Origin of the sequence: Pseudomonas sp. H3(2019), from assembly GCF_007713465.1 — a bacterium.
In the GTDB taxonomy this organism is placed as follows: domain Bacteria; phylum Pseudomonadota; class Gammaproteobacteria; order Pseudomonadales; family Pseudomonadaceae; genus Aquipseudomonas.
In genome coordinates this window covers 54,122-72,269 of the sequence record NZ_VMSG01000028.1, presented here as the reverse complement: position 1 = coordinate 72,269, position 18,148 = coordinate 54,122, and the positions used below count along the sequence as shown (strand labels likewise).

Here is an 18,148-nt window from a genome sequence, read left to right as displayed (position 1 = left end):
CTATCCCTTATCGTAAGGGGGAAACGGTGTCCTGTCTTTCATGGGGCTCGTTCATATGGGGTATCGGTGACCCGCCAGCAGGTGGGAGACACACGACCCTACTAAGACATCGGGTAAGGGCCTGGCGAAGCGCTGGGTGACGATGTTCGAAGACACCCGAAAGAGATTCCGCGAAGAGACTTCAGAGATCCCGACTGGGGATTCGTACAGGCGGTATGGCGCTATGGGAATGCATGTTCGTAAGATGAGAACCTGAAATCCGACATGGAAGACTTGGAATGACTCGAATTGTTGAAATCCTGATGTACACCTTGAAGCCTGGGTCGGGATTGGATTTCCATCGGATAATGCAAGAAGTTAGCGTTCCGCTTCACTTGAAGGCTGGAATGGATGTCGTTTCTTATGGCAGCTCATTACATGACGATGACAGCTATCACTTGATTCGCTCCTATGAAAGCGAGAGCCATCGCGTAGCATCTCAAGATGTTTTTTACGCAAGCACTGCGTGGAGACAAGGCCCGAGAGCAGATATCATCAGTCGGATTGAAGTAAGCACAGTCACGATTATAGCGCTCACTCAAGACGCGATTGATGCCATCAGGGTTTCCCGTACATCTACCTACGGCTGATGTGAAAAAGCCCAGTCTAGTGCTGGGCTTTGTTGTTTTGGGTTCGTGCCGGGGGGCATCCTCTGTCGTTCTTGGCTTCAGTACGGCTTGATACCTTTCCAAGCGAAAGGCGCTAGAAGTAGCACTGCCAGCAAAAACACCGTCTGCGAAATATAGAATGTCTCCAGCCATTGTCGGTTTAGCGCCACATAGAACGTGTTATGGATCACGTCCGCAATGATGATTGCAGCTGTGAAAACGATGCCTGGTCGGGGTTTTCTGAATAGCAACAGTGCGGCCAGAGGATCTAAAAAAGTAAGCGCTCCCCAGAAAAAACGGCTGCCCCATGGAGTACTGTCACCATATCCGTAATCCCAGAGCAGCCCATGTGCAAGGTCTGCATGCAGGTGATTGGTTGTTGCAACGAGGAGGCAGCCTGCAAACAGAGTGCGGATGGCAAAAGATAATCTCGGCATGGCATCGTCCGCTGATGGTCATTGGTATCACCATCGTATCGAAATCGGCGAGCTACACGCGACTGGCTACTGCTATCCGATTGCTGATACTCGGAGTCGACACCAATCAATTTCAAATGACTGATGAGATTGCAACAGGGTGGACGAGCTTATTCGCTGACCTGATCAGACGTGATAAAGCCCAGTCTAGTGCTGGGCTTTGTTGTTTCTGGGATTCGTATAGCCAACGTAACCGTCCGGCGAAGTCGCCTTGTGTTCACCATACGCTAGGCGTAAGCCCATAACACACAGTGACATCCGCCCAGCACGGGTCTCTACGAGGTTGATCCGTACCTCATGTTGATGCAACGCCGGTATCACGGATCTCCATAGATAGGACTTCCCCTATGACCTACCTCGCTTCGTTGCTGCCCGATATCCCCGGCATAGGTAACCGGCCATCTCTCGCGTTCTTTCGATTCTGCTCGGTTTTAACGGCATCCTGATGACTGCGATATTCGCGTCTATCAGTATTCGGGCCATCGAAATTGCAGTACGAACGACAGAATCGGAAAAGTAATGAGTTTGTACTGCCGCGTGGCTCAAAACCGTTCGGCAATGTATTTGAAGGGGTAATCAATCGCCTTGTATCCCCCTATCTTGCGTTTGGGAAACTTGACCTTGGGTTGTTTTATTGTCCTGTAGGGGATTTGTTCCAGCAGATGAGTCAGCAGGTTCAACCGCACTGACTTTTTATTTTCCGAACGAGCGACAAACCAGGGCGCCCATTCGGTATCGGTGGCCTCGAACATCTCGTCACGGGCCCGGGTGTAGTCGTCCCAGCGGTTATAGGATTTGACGTCCATGGGCGACAGCTTCCAGGTCTTGCGACCGTCGTTGATGCGATTCTTGAGACGCCGCTCCTGTTCTTGAGGGCTTACTTCCAGCCAATACTTCAACAGCAGCGCACCGGAGTTGACGAGCAGGCGCTCGAATATCGGGGCGAGCGTGAGAAAGTTGCGCACCTGCTTTTCGTCGCAAAACCCCATGACCCGTTCAACGCCGGCACGGTTGTACCAGCTGCGGTCGAAGATCACGACTTCACCGGCCGCCGGGAAATACGGAATATAACGCTGCAAGTACATCTGGCTTAATTCCCGCTCGGAAGGCGCCGGCAATGCCACGACGCGGAAAACCCGAGGGCTGACACGCTCGGTCAGCGCCTTGATTGTGCCGCCCTTGCCCGCGCCGTCACGGCCTTCAAATACCACCACCACCTTGGCACCGGTCGCAACCACCCATTGCTGGAGTTTGACCAATTCGATGTGCAGGGTTTCCAGTTGTTTTTCGTATTCTTTCCGGCTCGGTCCCGCGGTGGGGTTTGCTACAGCGTCAGCCATCGCGCGATCACGTTTTTTCGTTGCCAATATTCAGCCTCCAGATGCGCTCGAACTTGGTTGCATTCACGTCGACGCTGCGCCAATTAACTGCTGAGCCAGCGATCTGTCTGTAGCCTCATCATGGTCTTTTTTCGCTGGCCGTTGAAGTCAGTTTGTCCGCCTCGGTTACCCAACCTCCACCTGTGGCCTTGTAAACATCAACCATGGCGGTAAACACCGAACCTCGGGTTTGAGTATAGTTCAGCTCGGCATCGAGCAAGCTGCGTTCGGCATCGAGTACTTCTATGTGGCTGGTGTATCCATTGTCGTAGCGAAGTCGCGCAAACTTGGTGTAAGTCCGCAGCGCCTCGACCTGATTGGCCTGAGAGGCCATCTGTATCTGCTCGGGGATTTACTTGCAACGGCCGGCGCGTTTCAACGTCCCCGAAAGCCAATTGAATTGCCTGTTGGTAGCCCAGCAAGGTTTGTTGTTGAAACGCCTCAGCCTGTTGGACCTCACCCGCAATCCTGCCCGCGGTGAAAATTGGCATGCTTGCCGCGACGCCATAGGATCAGGTGGCGGCCGGCCCGGTGAACAGGTTCGAGAGTTGGTTACTTGCCGAGCCTAACAACCCGGTCAGGGAAATGGTCGGGAAATACACGGTCTTCGTGGCACCGATACGGGCATTGGTGGAAATGAGGTCCAACTCGGCTTGGCGTAGATCGGGGCGCCGCTCCAGTAATTCCGAAGGCAAGTCGGCAGGCACCGACGGTAGCGTCAATTGGGACAGGTCACGCCCTTGTATGATCGGCCCGGGTTTGCGTCCAGGCAGCACGGCCAGGTTGTTTTTCTGCGGTGCCACCTGGGACTCGAATTGAGATACAGAGGCCTGGGTGCGCTGAAACTCAGAGAGGTTTTGCGCCAGTTCCATTTCGGAAATGGTGCCGGCGCCAAAGTGCAGTTTGAAAACTCCGTAGGAGTCGTCGCGGGCCTTGGCAGTGGTGCGGGCGATTTCCAGTTCCCGGTCAAGATCGCGAAGCGCTATGTAGAGGGGGCATCTTTGACAAAAATCAACGAATACGACTTGCCAGCCGTGAAACCCATGGATTAGCACTCAAGCCATGTAGTAGCACGCTGAGTAAAACGGTACAGGCAGCTGCAGATACCAGCGTACGACTGGCTTGTAGTGGGTAGTCCAGTATCATCACGGCGAAGACGATGCTTGCCAGGCCTCGCGGGCCGAACCAACCGATGAACAGGCGGGTTTCGAAATCGAAGCGAGTTCCTACCAGGCTGATCAGTACGGGCAGTATGCGAATCGCGGTCAGACTGAGCACTGCGTACAGCCAGATGTTCAGGGTGAGACTGCTCCATGCCCAAGGGATCACCAGTGCGCCGAATACGACCCAAGTGATGACCGATAGCAGGCTGGCGAATTCTTCGCTGGCCTTGAGTAGGTGATGCTTTTGCTCGGTAAACAAAAAGCTTGCGAGCAACCCACCGACGAACGCGGCGATAAACCCGCTACCCCCTAATGTTTGCGCTGTGGCAAAGCACAGGATGGCGAGCCCCGGTAGCGTCAGTTGTGACCACATGGGTGTTTGCCAATGGTGCTTTTCGGAGTAACGCTGCAACAGCCAGGCAATGAACGTAAGTGCCACACCAATGACTGCACCGATGCCCAGTTCCTCGATAAGCAACTCCACCGCGAGTGAAAGGGGCGACTGCGTACGCTCTTCGACCAGCAGTGCCAGGAACATCAGCAGCACCGGAACACAGATGCCATCATTCAACCCGCTCTCCACGTTTAACCCTTCACGCACGGCCCCAGGAACCTTGGGATTGCTCACGACGGCCTTACCCAGCGCCGCGTCGGTGGGAGCCAGAAGGGTCGCCAGTATTGCCAATTCCACCGCGGGTATCTGCGGGAACAGCCAGAGGCCGACCAACCAACCACTGAGCATAGTCAGTGGTAGCCCTATCATCAGCAAACGCAGTGGCAATACTCCGTGTACCTTCAGAACCTTGAGGTCGGCGTTGGCCGCATCGCTGAAGAGTACAATCGCCAATGTCAGTTCTGCCAGGATTTTGAGGCCGTCCTTGTCAATCCGAGGTTGCAGAATGCCCAGAACGGCCGGGCCGAGAATCAGACCGGCAAGCATGAACATGAGCGGACCATTGAGCAGGCGTGACTCGAAACGCCCCGCAAATATGCTGTAAGCCAGGAGGAAGGCGGCAAGTAGGGCTAAGTTCTGATACATCTTTGTCCTGCCTGTCCAGGTTTAATCCCACGGCAATGGCGCCATTACCATTCTGTATGAGGCGGGGCTTGAAACGCAGAAAAGTCAGGTTATTCCAGATGCTCGGGTTTGACCGGATCCCCCGACTTCACATCCAGCTGTACCCTGACATCGTTGAACATCACGTCGTAGTTTTTGTGCATTGAACCGATGGTGCTGTACACCTTGGGTATGCCGTACTTCTCTGCGATTTGCGTGATGTTGCTAGCAAAATTGTAGGCTTGGTCCTTGGGCAGGAAGAATTTTTCTTCCATCTCCCGGCCCTGGATATTGCCGCGCATCGTGAACAGCATCCCTTTGCCTTCCTTGGGATCCTGAGTGACCTCATAGTCGATGTGAATGTTGTAGCTGACATCGTCATCGGTCAGTGCGTGGCGCTCGATGTGCAAGTGACCGGGCTCGAACGTGGCCATGGGCGTCTCCTTCAAAGGCATTGAAGTGGGGCAGGCTCAGCCCTGTCCCGGATAATTGCTCCGATGTCCGAGAGTGAACCGATCACCGCGACTTTGCCAGTGTTGCGGGCGAACTCGCAGGCGGCCTGGACTTTCGGTCCCATGGAGCCAGCGGCGAAGCCGAGTTTTTCGATGTCGTCCGGGTGGGCCTGAGCGATGGCTTTCTGGGTCGGCTTGCCGAAGTCGATAAACGCGGCACTGACGTCGGTGGCGATCACCAGCAACTCACTTTCAAGCCGTTCGGCCAGCAGCGTCGAGCACGGGTCCTTGTCGATCACCGCCTCCACGCCCTTGAGCTTGCGGTTTTCGTCGTACATCGTCGGAATGCCGCACGCTTCGTTTTTGTATACCAGAGCCTTGTGTTTTTCCGGTGCACAGCTGGGTGTACACCGATCACAACGGTATGGGGCGGCAATGGTAAGCATGTACCCACAAAAATCTATGGTCACCCCCATTTTTGCAATACTGATTAGTGGGTGAAGTGGTTGGCTTGCTTAAATCTATCCGGCGTCTGTTTGGGGCATGCCCCAGCGCCACGATGAGAGTCGCGCCTGACGATTCTTAAAAAACCGTCGGCTTCTGGAGCCGATTTTTGTGTCAGGATCTTCGCCAGGCCGGTAGGCCGTTCACGTCATCCGTTGTTCAGCTATCGCAAAACCTGAAGGGTGATTCGTGGTACTGCAACAACCACAGGGTCAGGCGTTCAAGGCGTCTGGCCCTGCTTCATATTGCGTATGGTGAACGGCTATCGCCCAGGCGATACGCGCTAGTTTATTGGCCAAGGCACAGGCCACCACATTGGAGTGTCGTCGGCTGAGCAGTGAACGCACCCAGTCGGCCAGCGTCCCTTTTTGGTGTTCCAGCCTCTGCATATAGACCCGAGCACACTGCACCAACAGTTGTCGCAGGTGCTTGTCACCGCGCTTGCTGATCCCCAGCAGGTTGGCCTTGCCACCCGTGCTGTACTGCCTGGGCACCAAGCCGACAGCGGCGGCAAAATCGCGACTGCATCCGTACTGCTGACCATCGCCCCTCTCCACAGCCAACAGGCTGGCGGTGATCGGCCCGACACACGGTAAGCTCAGCAAACGACTACCCAGATCATCGTCGGCCAGTTGGCCAGCCAATTCTTTATCCAACGCCTTGATCTGCTCATCCAGGTAGACGAAGTGATCGTGCAGGCGTTGCAACGTATGCGTCCGGGCATCCCGTCTTGCGTCACTAAACCGGTTGCCACCTGTGCGGCAGCAGCTCCGCAATCTCACTCGCCCGCTGCGTCGGCAGGTGCGTGAGGACGTCCTTCAAATAAGCATACGGATCATGCCCGTTGAGCCGCGTCGACTGAATCAAACTCATGATTGCCGCCGCGCGTTTACCGCTGCGCAGTGATCCTGCAAAGAGCCAATTTTTGCGACCCAACGCCCACGGCCGGATCTGGTTCTCGGCCCAGTTATTATCAATGGGCACAGCACCGTCATCGAGATAGCGCGACAGCGCCGTCCAGCGTTTGAGGCTGTAATCCAGAGCTTTGCTTATCGCCGAGCCGTCGTACACGATCTGGCGCTGGGCGATCATCCAGGCATGCAGTGCATCCATCACCGGTACCGCTTTTTCTTGCCGTATTCGGCGGCGTAAATCCGGTTCCAAGTCGCGGACATCGCGTTCGATTTCATAGAGCAACTGGATGTAGCACAAGGCCTGCTCGGCGAGCTGGCTCTTGTTGGTGGCGTGTAGCTCGAAAAACTTGCGCCGCGCATGGGCCATGCAGCCGATCTCGGTGACGCCAAGTTCAAAGCTGGCCTTGTAGCCACCAAAATCGTCGCAGACCCGCTTGCCCTTCCAGTCTTGCAGGAAGGCGGGCGTGTTCTCCAGCGCGGCTGGGGCTGAAGTCGTAAACGACCGCCGCCAAGTCCGAGAACTGGCTGGTGGCGTAGGCCCAGACATACGCACGATGGGTTTTCTTTGTGCCCGGCGTAAGCATCTGCACTGGCGTTTCATCGGCGTGGATTACGCCATGTTCGAGAACAGCATCGCGCAGGGCATCGACCAGCAGCTGCACGCTACAGTTGCCGACCCATTGCGCCAAGGTTGAGCGAGCGATGGCCAAACCGGCTCGACCAAAAATCGATTCCTGGCGATAGAGCGGTAAGTGGTCGGCAAACTTCGCGATCATCACATGGGCCAGCAGCCCGGCGGTCGGGATGCCCTTGTCGATGACCTGCGCCGGAACCGGTGTCTGGATCAGGGTTCCGCACTGATCGCAGACCCACTTGCCATGGATGTGCCGTTCAACGGTGAACACGCCCGGCGTGTAGTCGAGCTTCTCGCTGACGTCCTAAACCGACGATAGGCTCATCGGACAATTGTACGGCCTGGGTGGTCATGGCAGGCGTTAAACGATGGAAATCGCGCTGCCAGCGCCCGACTCTTTGCCATGGCAAACCCAGCACCAGGGCATGCAGTTGTTCGGCATCCAATTCCATCTGAGAGCCGTGTCGAGAACCTGGCCAGAAGAACTTGCCTTGGCGCAGCCGCACTTTCGATCGGCCAGTTCACCTTGACGGTGCCGCGTGGGTGTGGGATTTCGAGGCAGATCATGGCCGGGGGGATATCTGATCTTGACGCCGACGACGGTAATGCCACGGGAATAAAGGCAGGTTGCAGGACGGCACTTTTCTGCTATTGCAGCCGAATCCATTTGTGGAGGAGGTTCGCGTTGAGGCTGTGGCTCAGCGCGACGCTGGCAATCTAAGCACCAGGCTGGCCACACTCTTGAATGACCTGGGCCTTGAAGGACTTGGAGTAGGAACGGCGTTGTGGCTGCATGAAATACCCGCTTAAAAGGCTAGAACTGGTGCCCACTTAAATTTGAACTGCCCCCCCCAAAGGTTGTGTCCAACCTTTGGGGGGGGCAGTTCAAATTTAAGTGCACACCATGTCTTGGCTTTTCAGGGCTGGGTAGATGACTTGGCCGGACGGATACTAGCCAACGGCACTGAAGCCGGACTGAATACCCAGTCTTAAATCCAGCGCCGGAACAGCACGCTGGCGTTGACCCCACCGAAACCGAATCCATTGGACAATGCATATTCCATGGGCAGGTGCTGGGCCCGGTCGCGAATCAGGTTAAGGCCTTCGGCGGCGGTGTCCGGGGTTTCCAGATTGAGTGTCGCCGGGGCCACCTGATCGCGCAGCGCAAGTACGGTGAAGATCGCCTCGATCCCCCCAGCGGCACCCAACAGGTGGCCAGTGGCGGATTTGGTCGAACTGATCGCAAGGCCGCTGTCTGTGCCGAACAGGGCTTTGATTGCCGCCAGCTCGCCTTTATCGCCCACCGGGGTCGAGGTGGCGTGAGCATTCAGGTGCTGAACCTGGGATGCTTCCACGCCGGCTTGGCGCAGCGCCTGCTGCATGGCACGGCGGGCGCCGTCGCCATCTTCCGGCCCGGCGGTCATGTGGTACGCGTCGGCGCTGGTGCCATAACCCACCAGTTCGGCGATGGGCCTGGCGCCGCGCGCCAGGGCATGTTGTAACTCTTCGATGACCAGCAGGCCGGCGCCTTCGCCCATGACGAAACCGTCGCGGGTCTGATCGAAGGGGCGCGAGGCGCGCTCCGGGGTATCGTTGTAATCGCTCGACAGGGCGCGTGCGGCAGCGAAGCCAGCCAGACTGACCCGGTGAATGGCCGCTTCCGCCCCACCACAGAGCGCTACGTCAATTTCCCCCGCGCGAATCATCCGTGCAGCGTCGCCGATGGCCTGGACGCCCGCCGCACACGCCGTCACTGGAGCCCCCAGCGGCCCCTTGAAACCATGTCTAATTGAGACATGACCGGCGGCCATATTGCTGAGAAATGACGGGATGGTGAAGGGTGACAAGCGCCGTGGTCCCTTGCTGTCAGTAGTCCGCACGGCTTCGGCAATCGCCGGAAATCCGCCCACGCCCGTAGCGATGATGGTGGCGGTGCGCTCCTGCGCCTCTGGGGTTTGCGGCGCCCAGCCGGCCTGTGTCAACGCTTCATGAGCCGCTGCCAGGGCGAACAGAATGAAACGGTCCATCTTGCGCTGTTCTTTGGGTGCCAGCAGTAGATCCGGATCGAAGCCGGCCTCAGGGTCTTGGGTACGGTCGGGAACCTGGCCGCCGATGCTGATCGACAGATCGCCGATTAGCTCCGGCGGCAACTGGCGGATCCCTGACTGCCCGGCCAGCAGGCGTTGCCATATCTGCTCGACTCCGCAGCCAAGTGGGGTCAGTGCGCCCATGCCCGTAACGACGATGCGTTTGTTCATGCTGGTCTAGCTCCTTCTGCTTATGGGGGGGTAGCGACATATGGACGTCGCTATCATTATGAAAGTAACATGCCAGACCAACAAATGTTTGACCCCCCGTAAGGAACTGCCATGCAGCGCAAGACCCTCATCCATGCCGAATGCCCGATCGCCCGCAGCCTGGAAAGGGTTGGCGAGTGGTGGAGCATTTTGATCATGCGCGATGCCCTGCATGGCCTGAGACGCTTTGAGGAGTTTTCCCGCAGCCTGGATATTGCCCCGAACATGCTCACCAGACGCTTGAACTCGCTGGTGGAGGCGGGTCTGCTCGAGCGTCAGCCTTACAGTCAGCGCCCGCTGCGCTACCAATACGTGCCGACTGCCAAGGGCGAAGATTTCCGCGTGGTGCTCATGGCCTTTGTGGCCTGGGGCAATCGCCATTACGCGCCAGAAGGGGAAAGTGTGCAGATTGTCGAGCGGGAGACTGGGCGGCCGGTGCGGCCGATGATGGCGGATATATCCGATGGCCATCTAGTGCCCTTGGACCAGTGCAGCGTGCAGGCCGGGCCAGCCGCCAGCGCAGGCATGCGTCAGCGGCTGGGTTCCATAGCTGATCCGGATTGAGCCTTGCCAGGTCGATCGAGGAGCAGTAGCCATTCTGATTGTGTGAGGGTGGGGAGCTTATTCGCTGACCCGCTCAGACGTGATAAAGCCCAGCCTAGTGCTGGGTTTTATCGTTTCTGGGGCTCGGGTCGAACTATATCTCGGCGACACGGTGAGCACTGCCGCGCGAAGTTCTATCGACCATAGCGACGATCGTTTCGAAGAGTTCGTCCTGCGCTTGCGCGGGGGTGATTTCTCCGGTTGCAGCAGCATGGGAGAGAGCCTCGGCCGCGCCAAGCATTGCCCGCAGACCTGCAGGCGGAATATCAGCCGTTCTGGCAAAAGGGGCTAGGGCGGTCCGGCATTTATTGATGAAGATCAGTTCGTACTCGCGCTTGATTTTTTCGAGCTCTGGCGAGCTGGCCAACGCCGCGATCACGCCGGGTATCTCGTTGCCCTGGAGAAGCACGCAGTCGACGTAAGACGACGCGATGACAGTAGCCCTGCTCACTAATGTAGGTTCACTCGCTTGGAGAGCGGCGTCCATGAGTGCTGTCTGGCGTGCGTCGAACTCCTGATAGAGCGCCGCCAACAGTCCGGGCCTTGTGCCGAAATGGTCGTAAACGACGGGCTTAGTTACACCGGCCTGCTCGGAGAGCCGTCCAAGCGTTAGCGCCTCCGTGCCTTCCTCGCGGACCAGACGCCATGCGACATCCAGCAACTGACGCTGTCTCTCCTCTCGAGACATGCGTCTACGTGGCTGAGTGCTGGAGACCTGTTCTCTATTTTCGGTGCTTGACATGCTTATATACCAAAAGTAACTTAAAGCTCGTAACTTACTAAAAGTATATAGCCTTCACCTTTTACCCTCAATCAGTAGCAGGAGTTTTCGACATGCACGCGCTCATCGTTGTTGCTCATCATGATCCCAGATCGCTCAGCCATAGCCTCGCTACGCAGGTTGCTGAGGGCGTATCCCAGGCAGATACCGCTAACTCTTTCGAAATCGCCGACCTCTTTGCGGAAAATTTCGATCCGAGGTTTTCTGCGGCCGACCTCGCGGTGCATCACAGGGAGGGGCCTTCGCCGGCGGATGTTGCTGCCGAGCAAGCGAGGATTGATCGCGCCGATACCCTTGTGCTGGTCTATCCCGTCTACTGGTGGTCGATGCCGGCGCTTCTCAAGGGGTGGATCGATCGAGTATTCGCCAACGGCTGGGCGTTCGACTTCAGTTCCGACGCGAAGCTGGTGAAGAAGCTTCGCCACCTCCGAGTTCATCTTGTCGGTGTTGGTGGCGCAGACGGGGGAACCTACGAACGGCACGGTTATGCCGACGCCATGAAGACGCAGATAGACCATGGGATCTTTGATTATTGCGGCGCATACGTCGTGACCTCCGAGCTCCTGCTCGAATCGGAAACGCAAGATCCGACTGTTCATTTGGACGTCGCGCGAGCCCTCGGTCGTAATCTTTTCGCTGCATCCCATCGATGCAATGGCGGCGAGGGGCAACCTGCAAACAGAGTGAGCATGGCAAAAGATAATCTCGGCACGGCATCGTCCGCTGATGGCCATTGGTATCGCCATCGTATCCAGTGAGCTACACGTGACTGGCTACTGCTACCCGATTGGGTTTAGCGCCGCCCTTCGATGACCATGCGTACGGCCAAGCCCGCGAGGACCGTCCCCATCAGCCAGCGTTGCACGATCTGCCACACGGGCCTGTCTGCGAGAAATGTCGCGATGGAGCCAGCCATGACGGCAATCAGCGCGTTGACGCTCACGCTAATGACGATCTGCGTAAAGCCAAGCACGATGGATTGCGTCAGCACGCTGCCGTGGTCGGCGGGGTCGATGAACTGAGGTAGCAGCGACAAATACATGACCGCAACTTTTGGATTCAGCAGGTTGGTGACAAAGCCCATCATGAACAGCTTGCGCGGGCTGTCCTTGGGCAGGTCTCGCACCTGGAACGGGGAACGGCCACCGGGCTTGACCGCCTGCCAGGCCAGGTAGATCAGATAGAGCGCACCGCCGAGTCGCAGGGCGTCATACGCATAGGGAACCGCCAGGACCAGGGCTGTGATGCCCAATGCGGCGCAAAACATATAAACGACGAAACCCAACGCCACGCCGCCCAAAGAAACCAGTCCGGCTATTCGCCCCTGGCAGATCGACCGCGAGATGAGATAGATCATGTTCGGGCCGGGAGTCAGCACCATGCCGAGTGAGATCAGGCCGTAGGCGAGCAGGTTGGACAGTTCGGGCATCGCGTAACTCCTGATGGATGAGATAACGAATCGAAAGCTTCGCTAAATCAATACAAGCGGTTTTCGCCATCTCGGATGGTTTGCACCTGGATGGCGCGGACGATAGTAGAGCGGTCAAGGGGAGAGTGTTAGATACAGATTGATACACAAAACGTCATACAGTACGGGCTACCTAACCGCCGTCCACGCCAGCCTGGGCGATGCGGGGATATTTCCTGAGTCTATAAGGGCGGGGCAAAAGGTTATTAGACGTGCCGAAGCTGTTTTGTTAAAAAAATAGTGCATGGCACGCTGTCTGCGTGCCCATGCATCTCCATTTGGCTAAATGGAAATCGCCCAACATTGAGTTGGGCAACGATCAATGAGTCTGATTGCCGATACAGGGAAAAGTAGCTGCGACTTTGGCCAACTGCTCGCGCACTAGTGCATTGGGCTCATTGATCCCTCTTCTTTTCGGCCGCTTGACCCTCTCACCCAAAAACCTTCTCGCCGGCTCGCCGGGGCCGACAGACACATCACAAGATGAAGCGTGAGAACAGGGCTATAGGCGCGGAATGGGATGCGGCTGTAGCACGGCAGATCGCATCTCTTGATGCCAGGATGGAGCTGCCCCACGAGTTCGGGGACTTCAAGGCGGATGATTGATAGGTTTCGATTCAGTGGAGCTTGCTTGATCATCGAATACGAGGGTTAGCAATCGGACCCTGACACGTTTTATCCTGATAATAGCGGGGGATTCACTAGCTATTCGCGATAGTGTCCAGGGGCAAACACCGGAAAAGTAATAAGGAAATGACAGGCCACGGAAGTTTGTTTTGGGGTTGAGCATTTAGCAGCCGGGCGTTTTGAACCTCCTCAATGTGAGGACATCAAACGACTATAACGTCAGGCACGGGCCTGCCCGGAGATGATCAAATGAAACGTACAACTGCTTTGATTTTTGTGGTGTCGGCAGCGTTGTTACTTGGCGGTTGCTGGCCGTATTGGCATGACCATGATGGACGCGGACATGAACATGGGCGTTACTACGGTGACAATCATCAGGCACAAGAGTATCGCCGTGCATGAGATCGATGTGGCGGAGCCAGGATAGATTCGTGTCGAGCCCGGCAGTTCAATTGACTGCCGGCAGGAGGGAGCGGTCCGACACGAGATCGGGCTTGAACGTGCACGTCAACTCAGCCCATTAATCGTGTTTATACTTATTTTTGTATTTATGGTTGTGTTTACCGTTGTGGCCTCTGCCCTCTGAGTCGTGATTACGATTATCGCCAGACAGGTTATTACCTACTGCACCACCTGCGGCACCGCCAAGACCTGCGCCAATGGTTGAGCCGGTTGAGCCACCCAACTGATGGCCAATGACCGAACCACCAGCCGACCCGAGCCCACCGCCGATCGCTGCGTTGGTTTTGTTGCCCCTCGGCGCAGCAACAGCGCTGCCTGCAGCTCCCCCTACACCGGCACCGATCGCTGCACCGGTGCTTCCGCCCATTTGCTGACCGACTATGTTGCCCAGTGCGCCGCCTAGGCCTCCGCCAACGGCTGCGGTGCCATCTCCAGCGGCCATTGCTCCTTGTGTGATCAGAGCACCAAGAGCAAGGGTAAGCAGTTTGATTCGCATGCTGTGGACCTCAATAAGTAGTTTTTGTGTTCAGACTGCTATTTTGACTATTGAGCATTTTGAAACGTGCGTTGTTGCTTCCTGTCGCCAAGCGGCTCTCGTCACTTCATTCAAGATGGAGCGCTACAACTGTAGAGGACGCGGCAAAGCCAAAGTTCGACCTGCGGTAACAGCACGCCGTCGAGAGCTGACACGAAGCAACAAAAAAACCGCACGCGGCGGGCTCTTTAGTGCGGGGTACTCGACTATCAACCACCAGAGGAATGTAGCAATGACTGAGCGCCATATGATCCACACGGAAACGCTTTCGAACGGACGCAAGATCGAAGTCAAGGCCAGGATTCTGAGGGACGGCTCGTTGCAGATGTTCATCGGTGTTTACCAGCCTGACGGCACGGTCCTCTTTGAGGATCACGACCCGAAACCGCATCTGCTGGACATGGAAGACGCGCTGGACTGGGGGATCGAAATCGCGAGACGCACCGGTAACGCCCCTGAAGCCAGTCAGGCTTGATGACCACCGGAGCTGTTTTTCGGGTGTGTCGTCTCTCACTAATGAATCATTGATCCGCTTGATGGTCGTACCTATGGTTGAACGCTCTCCAGACTAAACTTGCGGATAGCGACATTCCTTCTCCGTAGCACTGACCTTTGCTTTTAGGATGTTCATATGAAGCGCACAGCGATAATGATCGTGGCCATTTCAAGCTCTCTCCTGCTGGGAGGCTGCTGGCCTTACTGGGAAGACGGAGGCGGGTACGGTCGAGATCATGAGCGAGGTCGTGAGTATCACCGTAGTTATGATCGCCACGATGACCGTGGATACGAACGTCGTGACAATGATCAGGGCGAAGGTCGTTACCGCAATCGTGATCATGACAACAGAGAAGACTGACGCTTGAGGTCTGGTTCGGACGAGGAAAGGTCATGCAGATTCTGACAGCAAGGATGGCTCGATGTGTCAGCCAATGGCTGATGGCGGCGGGTATTGGTCTGATCGTAATGATGACCAATGTGCAGGCTCAAACCTCACCTCAAGCCGCTCAAGAAATAAAAAGCTTGCTGGATTTTATCGAGCACAGTGAGTGTCGGTTCGTGCGTAACGGAAGCGAATATTCGGGCTCCCAGGCTCGGGCGCATCTGGAGAAAAAGCTGAATTATCTCGAAGGCAAGAACATGATCAGCAGTACAGAAGACTTCATCGATCTGGCGGCCACTAAAAGCAGCATGAGTGGCAGCCTCTATGAAGTGCGATGTCCAGCAGGCGTACAACCTGCAAGTCTCTGGCTGAAGACCGAGCTACAGCGGCAGCGTCAGTTTCATTGAGTCGATCTGAAGTCGAGAAAGCCCAGTGTGATGCTGGGCTTTTTCGTTTCCGGGCGTCGTACTGGCGGATTGGATCGACCGGTCAGTCACTTCGAGGCTATCCTGTGATTTCAAGCCAAGGGCGCAGTGAAGTAAGGGTACGACCAGAGTGAATAAATCCCGTCTTTCGATATAGAAACAGTAGTGCGCGTTGCTCCGTTGATAGGCCCCTTCCTGGTCTGAAGGTTCTTATGACGCCCCACACGCAGCCAGGGAGGGTGGGTCGTGGTGGCATTGGAAAAGTGGCGATTATGGACACGAGAGTCAGACTGGCGAGCGGCAAAGAGGCAGAAGACTTTTTCGTGCAAACACTGGAGCAGGCTGTCGATGCCGTGGTGGTCATTGATGACCAGAATAACGTGGTGTTTTTCAATGCCGCTGCTGAACGGTTTTGGGGGTGTCCTCGTGAAGAAATACTGGGGAGCAACGTCAATACGTTGGTTCCTGACGCCATACGTCCCCACCATGACGGTTATGTCGGCGCGAACCGGGAGACCGGAGGCAACAAGATCGTGGGTGTCAGCCGGGATGTCCATATCGTGCGCAAGGACGGCGAGGAGCGCTGGGGCGCGATGTCGATCTCGAAAATTACCTTGCAGGGCCGAGTCCTTTATGCGGCCTTTCTCAAGGATGTGACACAGACGCGCCTGAAAGATATCGAACACCGGTTGCTGTCGATGTCGGTCAACATCACCAGTTCTGCCACCTGTATCGTCGACGCTGATGCGCGTCTCATCTATGTCAATGACGGGCTTATTCGATTGCTCGGGTATTCCCGTGAGGAGGTCATCGGGCGGTCGCCTTTGATGTTCTTTTTCTCCGATATTCAGGCCGAATCGCGTGCGCAAGCGGTGCTCGAAAGAGTCCTGCGTGGTGAGCCCAGTGAGGCCAGTGCACTGATCAGCAAGCGTAATGGTCAACGGTTGTGGGTGCATATTTCGTCGACCCCGGTGTTCGATGCTCGAGGGAAGGTCGACAACATCGTCATTGTGCTGACTGACATCACCCGGTCAAAGCTGCACGAGGTGCTACAGGAGAAGGTGATAGGGGCGCTTTTGAAAGAGCAGTCTTTGGAAAGCGTATTGACCCTGATGTGTGAGGAGATCGAACGCATCGCGCCTGAAGTCATCGTTTCGATCCTGAGCGTGGACCCGGAGGGATTTCTGCACCCGCTGGCCAGTCCTGGCTTACCAACCGATTACTCGAGAGCGATCGAGGGGTTACCGATAGGTCCTGTTGCCGGGTCTTGCGGGACTGCGGCCTACAGGGGCGAACCGGTTCTGGTGACGGATATCATCCACGATCCGCTCTGGGCGGATTACAAGTCTCTGGCCGAGAAGTCAGGTATGCGAGCGTGCTGGTCTATTCCTGTGCGCAACGGTGCTGGACGGATCGCTGCCACTTTTGCACTCTATTTCAGGGAATGTCGTGGTCCCGATACCTTGCATGCTCACCTGGTGACGGCCGGAACGCACCTGTGCATGTTGGCGCTCGAGCGGGAAGAGGCGCGTGAGTCGATTCGAAGAATGGCGTTTTATGATGCGTTGACCGGCTTGCCCAATCGCAGTTTTTTGCTTGCACAAGCGGACCGGGCCATTGCCGAAGTTGCTCAGGAGCAGGCTGAACTGGCGGTACTGTTTGTCGACCTGGACCGCTTCAAGCAGGTCAATGATGCGCTGGGGCATGCATCGGGTGACGAGTTGCTGCAAGTCATGGCGCAACGGCTACGCAGCGTGCTCCGGGAGTCGGACGTTGTCGGGCGGTTATCCGGCGATGAGTTCGTTCTGGTGCTCCCAAGGATGAATGCCACGCAGGTCACGACCTTTCTCGAGCGGCTGAAGATGACCCTGAGTATTGCGGCCAATATAGCCGGCACCTCCGTGGTCCTGTCGGCCAGTATCGGTATAAGCATGTTTCCAGATGACGGGCAGGATATGGAAAACCTGCTGCATTGCGCCGATATTGCGATGTACCAGGCCAAGCGTACCGAACGTGGCAGCTTCAGCTTTTTTCTCGAAGAGATGAACAAGATCGCTCAGGGACGTTTGATACTTGAGACGGCGTTGCGTGTGACCCTGGCTGAGAATGGTCTTCAACTGGTTTATCAGCCGCAAGTCGATTTGAGGAGCGGGCGTCTTGTCGGTGTAGAGGCGCTGGCACGTTGGGAACACCCAACACTGGGCAGCATCTCGCCAACGCGATTCATACCCTTGGCCGAGGAGTGCGGGTTAATCAATGAGCTGAGCCAATGGGTGTTGCAAGAGGCCTGCGGGCAATTGGCGCAGTGGCGTCGGCAAGGATTCGCGGTCCCGTCGATGTCGATCAATCTGTCACCGATCAACTTTCACAATCTGAATCTGGTGGGGCTGATCGCCGAGCAACTGCACCGGTGTGAATTACAGCCCGCCGATTTGTGCGTGGAGGTGACGGAAGGCGTTTTGCTTTGCAACAGCCCTGGTTCAGAGCAAACCATCCAGGATCTGCATGCTTTGGGTGTGCGTCTGGCGATCGATGACTTTGGCACGGGTTATTCCAGCCTGGGGTACTTGCGGCGGTTGCCGATCAGTGAGCTGAAACTGGACAAGAGTTTTGTGGATGACCTGGAGCACGATGCTTCCTGCCGCGCATTAAGCGAGTCTGTCATCGGTATTGGTAAGGGGCTTTCCTTGCATGTTGTCGCTGAAGGCATTGAGCACGCTGCCCAGCGTGACATTCTCAGAGCGCAAGGTTATGAGGTCGGGCAGGGATATTTCTTCTCTGTCCCATTGTCTTCCGGGTCGTTCATGCAATGGATGCTGAGCGGCCCGAGCGGGCGATAAACGG

19 protein-coding genes and 4 pseudogenes are annotated in these 18,148 nt (G+C 56.4%); 9 read left to right on the top strand and 14 right to left on the bottom strand.

The genetic code is table 11. The annotated features are described in order from the left end of the window. A pseudogene (locus tag FPT12_RS23640) lies at positions 1-244 on the top strand (DUF2280 domain-containing protein); the annotation flags it as partial. A 34-nt stretch (positions 245-278) separates the two neighbouring features. Continuing rightward, complete coding sequence (locus FPT12_RS23635) at positions 279-629, top strand: NIPSNAP family protein (protein WP_145020749.1); 351 nt, start codon at positions 279-281, stop codon at positions 627-629. 77 nt (positions 630-706) lie between these two features. Here the strand turns inward: FPT12_RS23635 and FPT12_RS23630 are convergent, their stop codons facing one another. Continuing rightward, the gene (locus FPT12_RS23630; RefSeq protein ID WP_145020746.1) at positions 707-1,084 is read right to left on the bottom strand and encodes a hypothetical protein; all 378 of its coding nucleotides are present in this window, start codon (positions 1,082-1,084) and stop codon (positions 707-709) included. Between the two features lie 439 nt (positions 1,085-1,523). On the opposite strand from FPT12_RS23630, the pseudogene FPT12_RS28100 reads away from it, so the two are divergent. Next, positions 1,524-1,643, top strand: a pseudogene (locus FPT12_RS28100) (two pore domain potassium channel family protein); the annotation flags it as partial. Positions 1,644-1,665: 22 nt separating this feature from the next. Here the strand turns inward: FPT12_RS28100 and ppk2 are convergent. The 10 genes and pseudogenes from ppk2 to fabF form a co-directional block, all read right to left on the bottom strand. Next, positions 1,666-2,463: a polyphosphate kinase 2 gene (gene ppk2 / locus FPT12_RS23620; RefSeq protein WP_145020741.1), complete on the bottom strand. Its 798-nt coding sequence runs from the start codon at positions 2,461-2,463 to the stop codon at positions 1,666-1,668. A gap of 118 nt (positions 2,464-2,581) precedes the next feature. Beyond that, positions 2,582-2,836: a TolC family protein gene (locus FPT12_RS28095; RefSeq protein ID WP_256676844.1), complete on the bottom strand. Its 255-nt coding sequence runs from the start codon at positions 2,834-2,836 to the stop codon at positions 2,582-2,584. A gap of 178 nt (positions 2,837-3,014) precedes the next feature. Beyond that, on the bottom strand, positions 3,015-3,374 hold the full coding sequence (locus FPT12_RS28090; RefSeq protein WP_256676843.1) for a TolC family protein: 360 nt from the start codon (positions 3,372-3,374) through the stop codon (positions 3,015-3,017). Between the two features lie 139 nt (positions 3,375-3,513). Then, the gene (locus tag FPT12_RS23610; RefSeq protein WP_145020738.1) at positions 3,514-4,704 is read right to left on the bottom strand and encodes a sodium:proton antiporter; all 1,191 of its coding nucleotides are present in this window, start codon (positions 4,702-4,704) and stop codon (positions 3,514-3,516) included. A gap of 89 nt (positions 4,705-4,793) precedes the next feature. Next, positions 4,794-5,156 carry a DUF5064 family protein gene (locus FPT12_RS23605; protein WP_145020735.1) on the bottom strand — a complete coding sequence of 121 codons (363 nt, stop codon included), beginning with the start codon at positions 5,154-5,156 and terminating at the stop codon, positions 4,794-4,796. Between the two features lie 11 nt (positions 5,157-5,167). After that, positions 5,168-5,524: pseudogene (locus FPT12_RS23600) on the bottom strand (carbamate kinase); the annotation flags it as partial. A 366-nt stretch (positions 5,525-5,890) separates the two neighbouring features. Beyond that, a complete protein-coding gene (locus FPT12_RS23595; protein ID WP_371922605.1) occupies positions 5,891-6,454 on the bottom strand; it encodes an IS110 family transposase in 564 nt (187 codons plus the stop codon). Continuing rightward, positions 6,417-7,530: pseudogene (locus tag FPT12_RS23590) on the bottom strand (IS66 family transposase); the annotation flags it as partial. The pseudogene FPT12_RS23590 and the gene FPT12_RS23595, both read right to left, overlap by 38 nt. After that, positions 7,484-7,678, bottom strand: a complete 195-nt coding sequence (locus tag FPT12_RS27740; RefSeq protein WP_178098867.1) for a hypothetical protein — start codon at positions 7,676-7,678, stop codon at positions 7,484-7,486. The gene FPT12_RS27740 and the pseudogene FPT12_RS23590, both read right to left, overlap by 47 nt. A 537-nt stretch (positions 7,679-8,215) precedes the next feature. Next, entirely contained in the window at positions 8,216-9,484 is a 1,269-nt protein-coding gene (gene fabF, locus FPT12_RS23580) for a beta-ketoacyl-ACP synthase II (RefSeq protein ID WP_145020732.1), read from the bottom strand. Positions 9,485-9,595: 111 nt separating this feature from the next. Between fabF and FPT12_RS23575 the strand changes: the two genes are divergently transcribed. Beyond that, positions 9,596-10,087 (top strand): helix-turn-helix domain-containing protein, encoded by a 492-nt coding sequence (locus FPT12_RS23575; protein ID WP_145020730.1) that lies wholly within the window; start codon positions 9,596-9,598, stop codon positions 10,085-10,087. Between the two features lie 133 nt (positions 10,088-10,220). Here FPT12_RS23575 and FPT12_RS23570 read toward each other — a convergent pair whose 3' ends face one another. Next, a complete protein-coding gene (locus FPT12_RS23570; protein ID WP_145020727.1) occupies positions 10,221-10,868 on the bottom strand; it encodes a TetR/AcrR family transcriptional regulator in 648 nt (215 codons plus the stop codon). 92 nt (positions 10,869-10,960) lie between these two features. Between FPT12_RS23570 and FPT12_RS23565 the strand changes: the two genes are divergently transcribed. After that, positions 10,961-11,665, top strand: a complete 705-nt coding sequence (locus FPT12_RS23565; RefSeq protein WP_145020724.1) for an NAD(P)H-dependent oxidoreductase — start codon at positions 10,961-10,963, stop codon at positions 11,663-11,665. A gap of 35 nt (positions 11,666-11,700) precedes the next feature. Here FPT12_RS23565 and FPT12_RS23560 read toward each other — a convergent pair whose 3' ends face one another. Then, a complete protein-coding gene (locus FPT12_RS23560) occupies positions 11,701-12,336 on the bottom strand; it encodes a LysE family translocator (protein WP_145020721.1) in 636 nt (211 codons plus the stop codon). A gap of 915 nt (positions 12,337-13,251) precedes the next feature. Here FPT12_RS23560 and FPT12_RS27735 point away from each other — a divergent pair. After that, positions 13,252-13,404 (top strand): hypothetical protein, encoded by a 153-nt coding sequence (locus FPT12_RS27735; RefSeq protein WP_178098865.1) that lies wholly within the window; start codon positions 13,252-13,254, stop codon positions 13,402-13,404. A gap of 118 nt (positions 13,405-13,522) precedes the next feature. On the opposite strand, the gene FPT12_RS23555 is transcribed toward FPT12_RS27735, so the two are convergent. Then, positions 13,523-13,960, bottom strand: coding sequence for a glycine zipper domain-containing protein (locus FPT12_RS23555; protein ID WP_145020719.1), 438 nt, complete (start codon positions 13,958-13,960; stop codon positions 13,523-13,525). A 271-nt stretch (positions 13,961-14,231) separates the two neighbouring features. Here FPT12_RS23555 and FPT12_RS23550 point away from each other — a divergent pair, with 271 nt between their 5' ends. The 3 genes from FPT12_RS23550 (at position 14,232) to FPT12_RS23535 (ending at position 18,144) form a co-directional block, all read left to right on the top strand. Next, a complete protein-coding gene (locus FPT12_RS23550; protein WP_145020716.1) occupies positions 14,232-14,474 on the top strand; it encodes a hypothetical protein in 243 nt (80 codons plus the stop codon). Between the two features lie 413 nt (positions 14,475-14,887). Then, positions 14,888-15,286 carry a DUF5329 domain-containing protein gene (locus FPT12_RS23540; protein WP_145020710.1) on the top strand — a complete coding sequence of 133 codons (399 nt, stop codon included), beginning with the start codon at positions 14,888-14,890 and terminating at the stop codon, positions 15,284-15,286. Positions 15,287-15,576: 290 nt separating this feature from the next. Then, positions 15,577-18,144, top strand: coding sequence for an EAL domain-containing protein (locus tag FPT12_RS23535; protein WP_145020707.1), 2,568 nt, complete (start codon positions 15,577-15,579; stop codon positions 18,142-18,144). Positions 18,145-18,148: the final 4 nt, after the last annotated feature.

What these genes read in the sequence shown, in the direction of transcription:
- FPT12_RS23635 (WP_145020749.1), top strand. Translation starts at nt 279, where the DNA reads ATGACTCGAATTGTTGAAATCCTGATGTACACCTTGAAGCCTGGGTCG.
- FPT12_RS23630 (WP_145020746.1), bottom strand. Translation starts at nt 1,084, where the DNA reads ATGCCGAGATTATCTTTTGCCATCCGCACTCTGTTTGCAGGCTGCCTC.
- ppk2 (WP_145020741.1), bottom strand. Translation starts at nt 2,463, where the DNA reads ATGGCTGACGCTGTAGCAAACCCCACCGCGGGACCGAGCCGGAAAGAA.
- FPT12_RS28095 (WP_256676844.1), bottom strand. Translation starts at nt 2,836, where the DNA reads ATGGCCTCTCAGGCCAATCAGGTCGAGGCGCTGCGGACTTACACCAAG.
- FPT12_RS28090 (WP_256676843.1), bottom strand. Translation starts at nt 3,374, where the DNA reads ATGGAACTGGCGCAAAACCTCTCTGAGTTTCAGCGCACCCAGGCCTCT.
- FPT12_RS23610 (WP_145020738.1), bottom strand. Translation starts at nt 4,704, where the DNA reads ATGTATCAGAACTTAGCCCTACTTGCCGCCTTCCTCCTGGCTTACAGC.
- FPT12_RS23605 (WP_145020735.1), bottom strand. Translation starts at nt 5,156, where the DNA reads ATGGCCACGTTCGAGCCCGGTCACTTGCACATCGAGCGCCACGCACTG.
- FPT12_RS27740 (WP_178098867.1), bottom strand. Translation starts at nt 7,678, where the DNA reads ATGGAATTGGATGCCGAACAACTGCATGCCCTGGTGCTGGGTTTGCCA.
- fabF (WP_145020732.1), bottom strand. Translation starts at nt 9,484, where the DNA reads ATGAACAAACGCATCGTCGTTACGGGCATGGGCGCACTGACCCCACTT.
- FPT12_RS23575 (WP_145020730.1), top strand. Translation starts at nt 9,596, where the DNA reads ATGCAGCGCAAGACCCTCATCCATGCCGAATGCCCGATCGCCCGCAGC.
- FPT12_RS23570 (WP_145020727.1), bottom strand. Translation starts at nt 10,868, where the DNA reads ATGTCAAGCACCGAAAATAGAGAACAGGTCTCCAGCACTCAGCCACGT.
- FPT12_RS23565 (WP_145020724.1), top strand. Translation starts at nt 10,961, where the DNA reads ATGCACGCGCTCATCGTTGTTGCTCATCATGATCCCAGATCGCTCAGC.
- FPT12_RS23560 (WP_145020721.1), bottom strand. Translation starts at nt 12,336, where the DNA reads ATGCCCGAACTGTCCAACCTGCTCGCCTACGGCCTGATCTCACTCGGC.
- FPT12_RS27735 (WP_178098865.1), top strand. Translation starts at nt 13,252, where the DNA reads ATGAAACGTACAACTGCTTTGATTTTTGTGGTGTCGGCAGCGTTGTTA.
- FPT12_RS23555 (WP_145020719.1), bottom strand. Translation starts at nt 13,960, where the DNA reads ATGCGAATCAAACTGCTTACCCTTGCTCTTGGTGCTCTGATCACACAA.
- FPT12_RS23550 (WP_145020716.1), top strand. Translation starts at nt 14,232, where the DNA reads ATGACTGAGCGCCATATGATCCACACGGAAACGCTTTCGAACGGACGC.
- FPT12_RS23540 (WP_145020710.1), top strand. Translation starts at nt 14,888, where the DNA reads ATGCAGATTCTGACAGCAAGGATGGCTCGATGTGTCAGCCAATGGCTG.
- FPT12_RS23535 (WP_145020707.1), top strand. Translation starts at nt 15,577, where the DNA reads ATGGACACGAGAGTCAGACTGGCGAGCGGCAAAGAGGCAGAAGACTTT.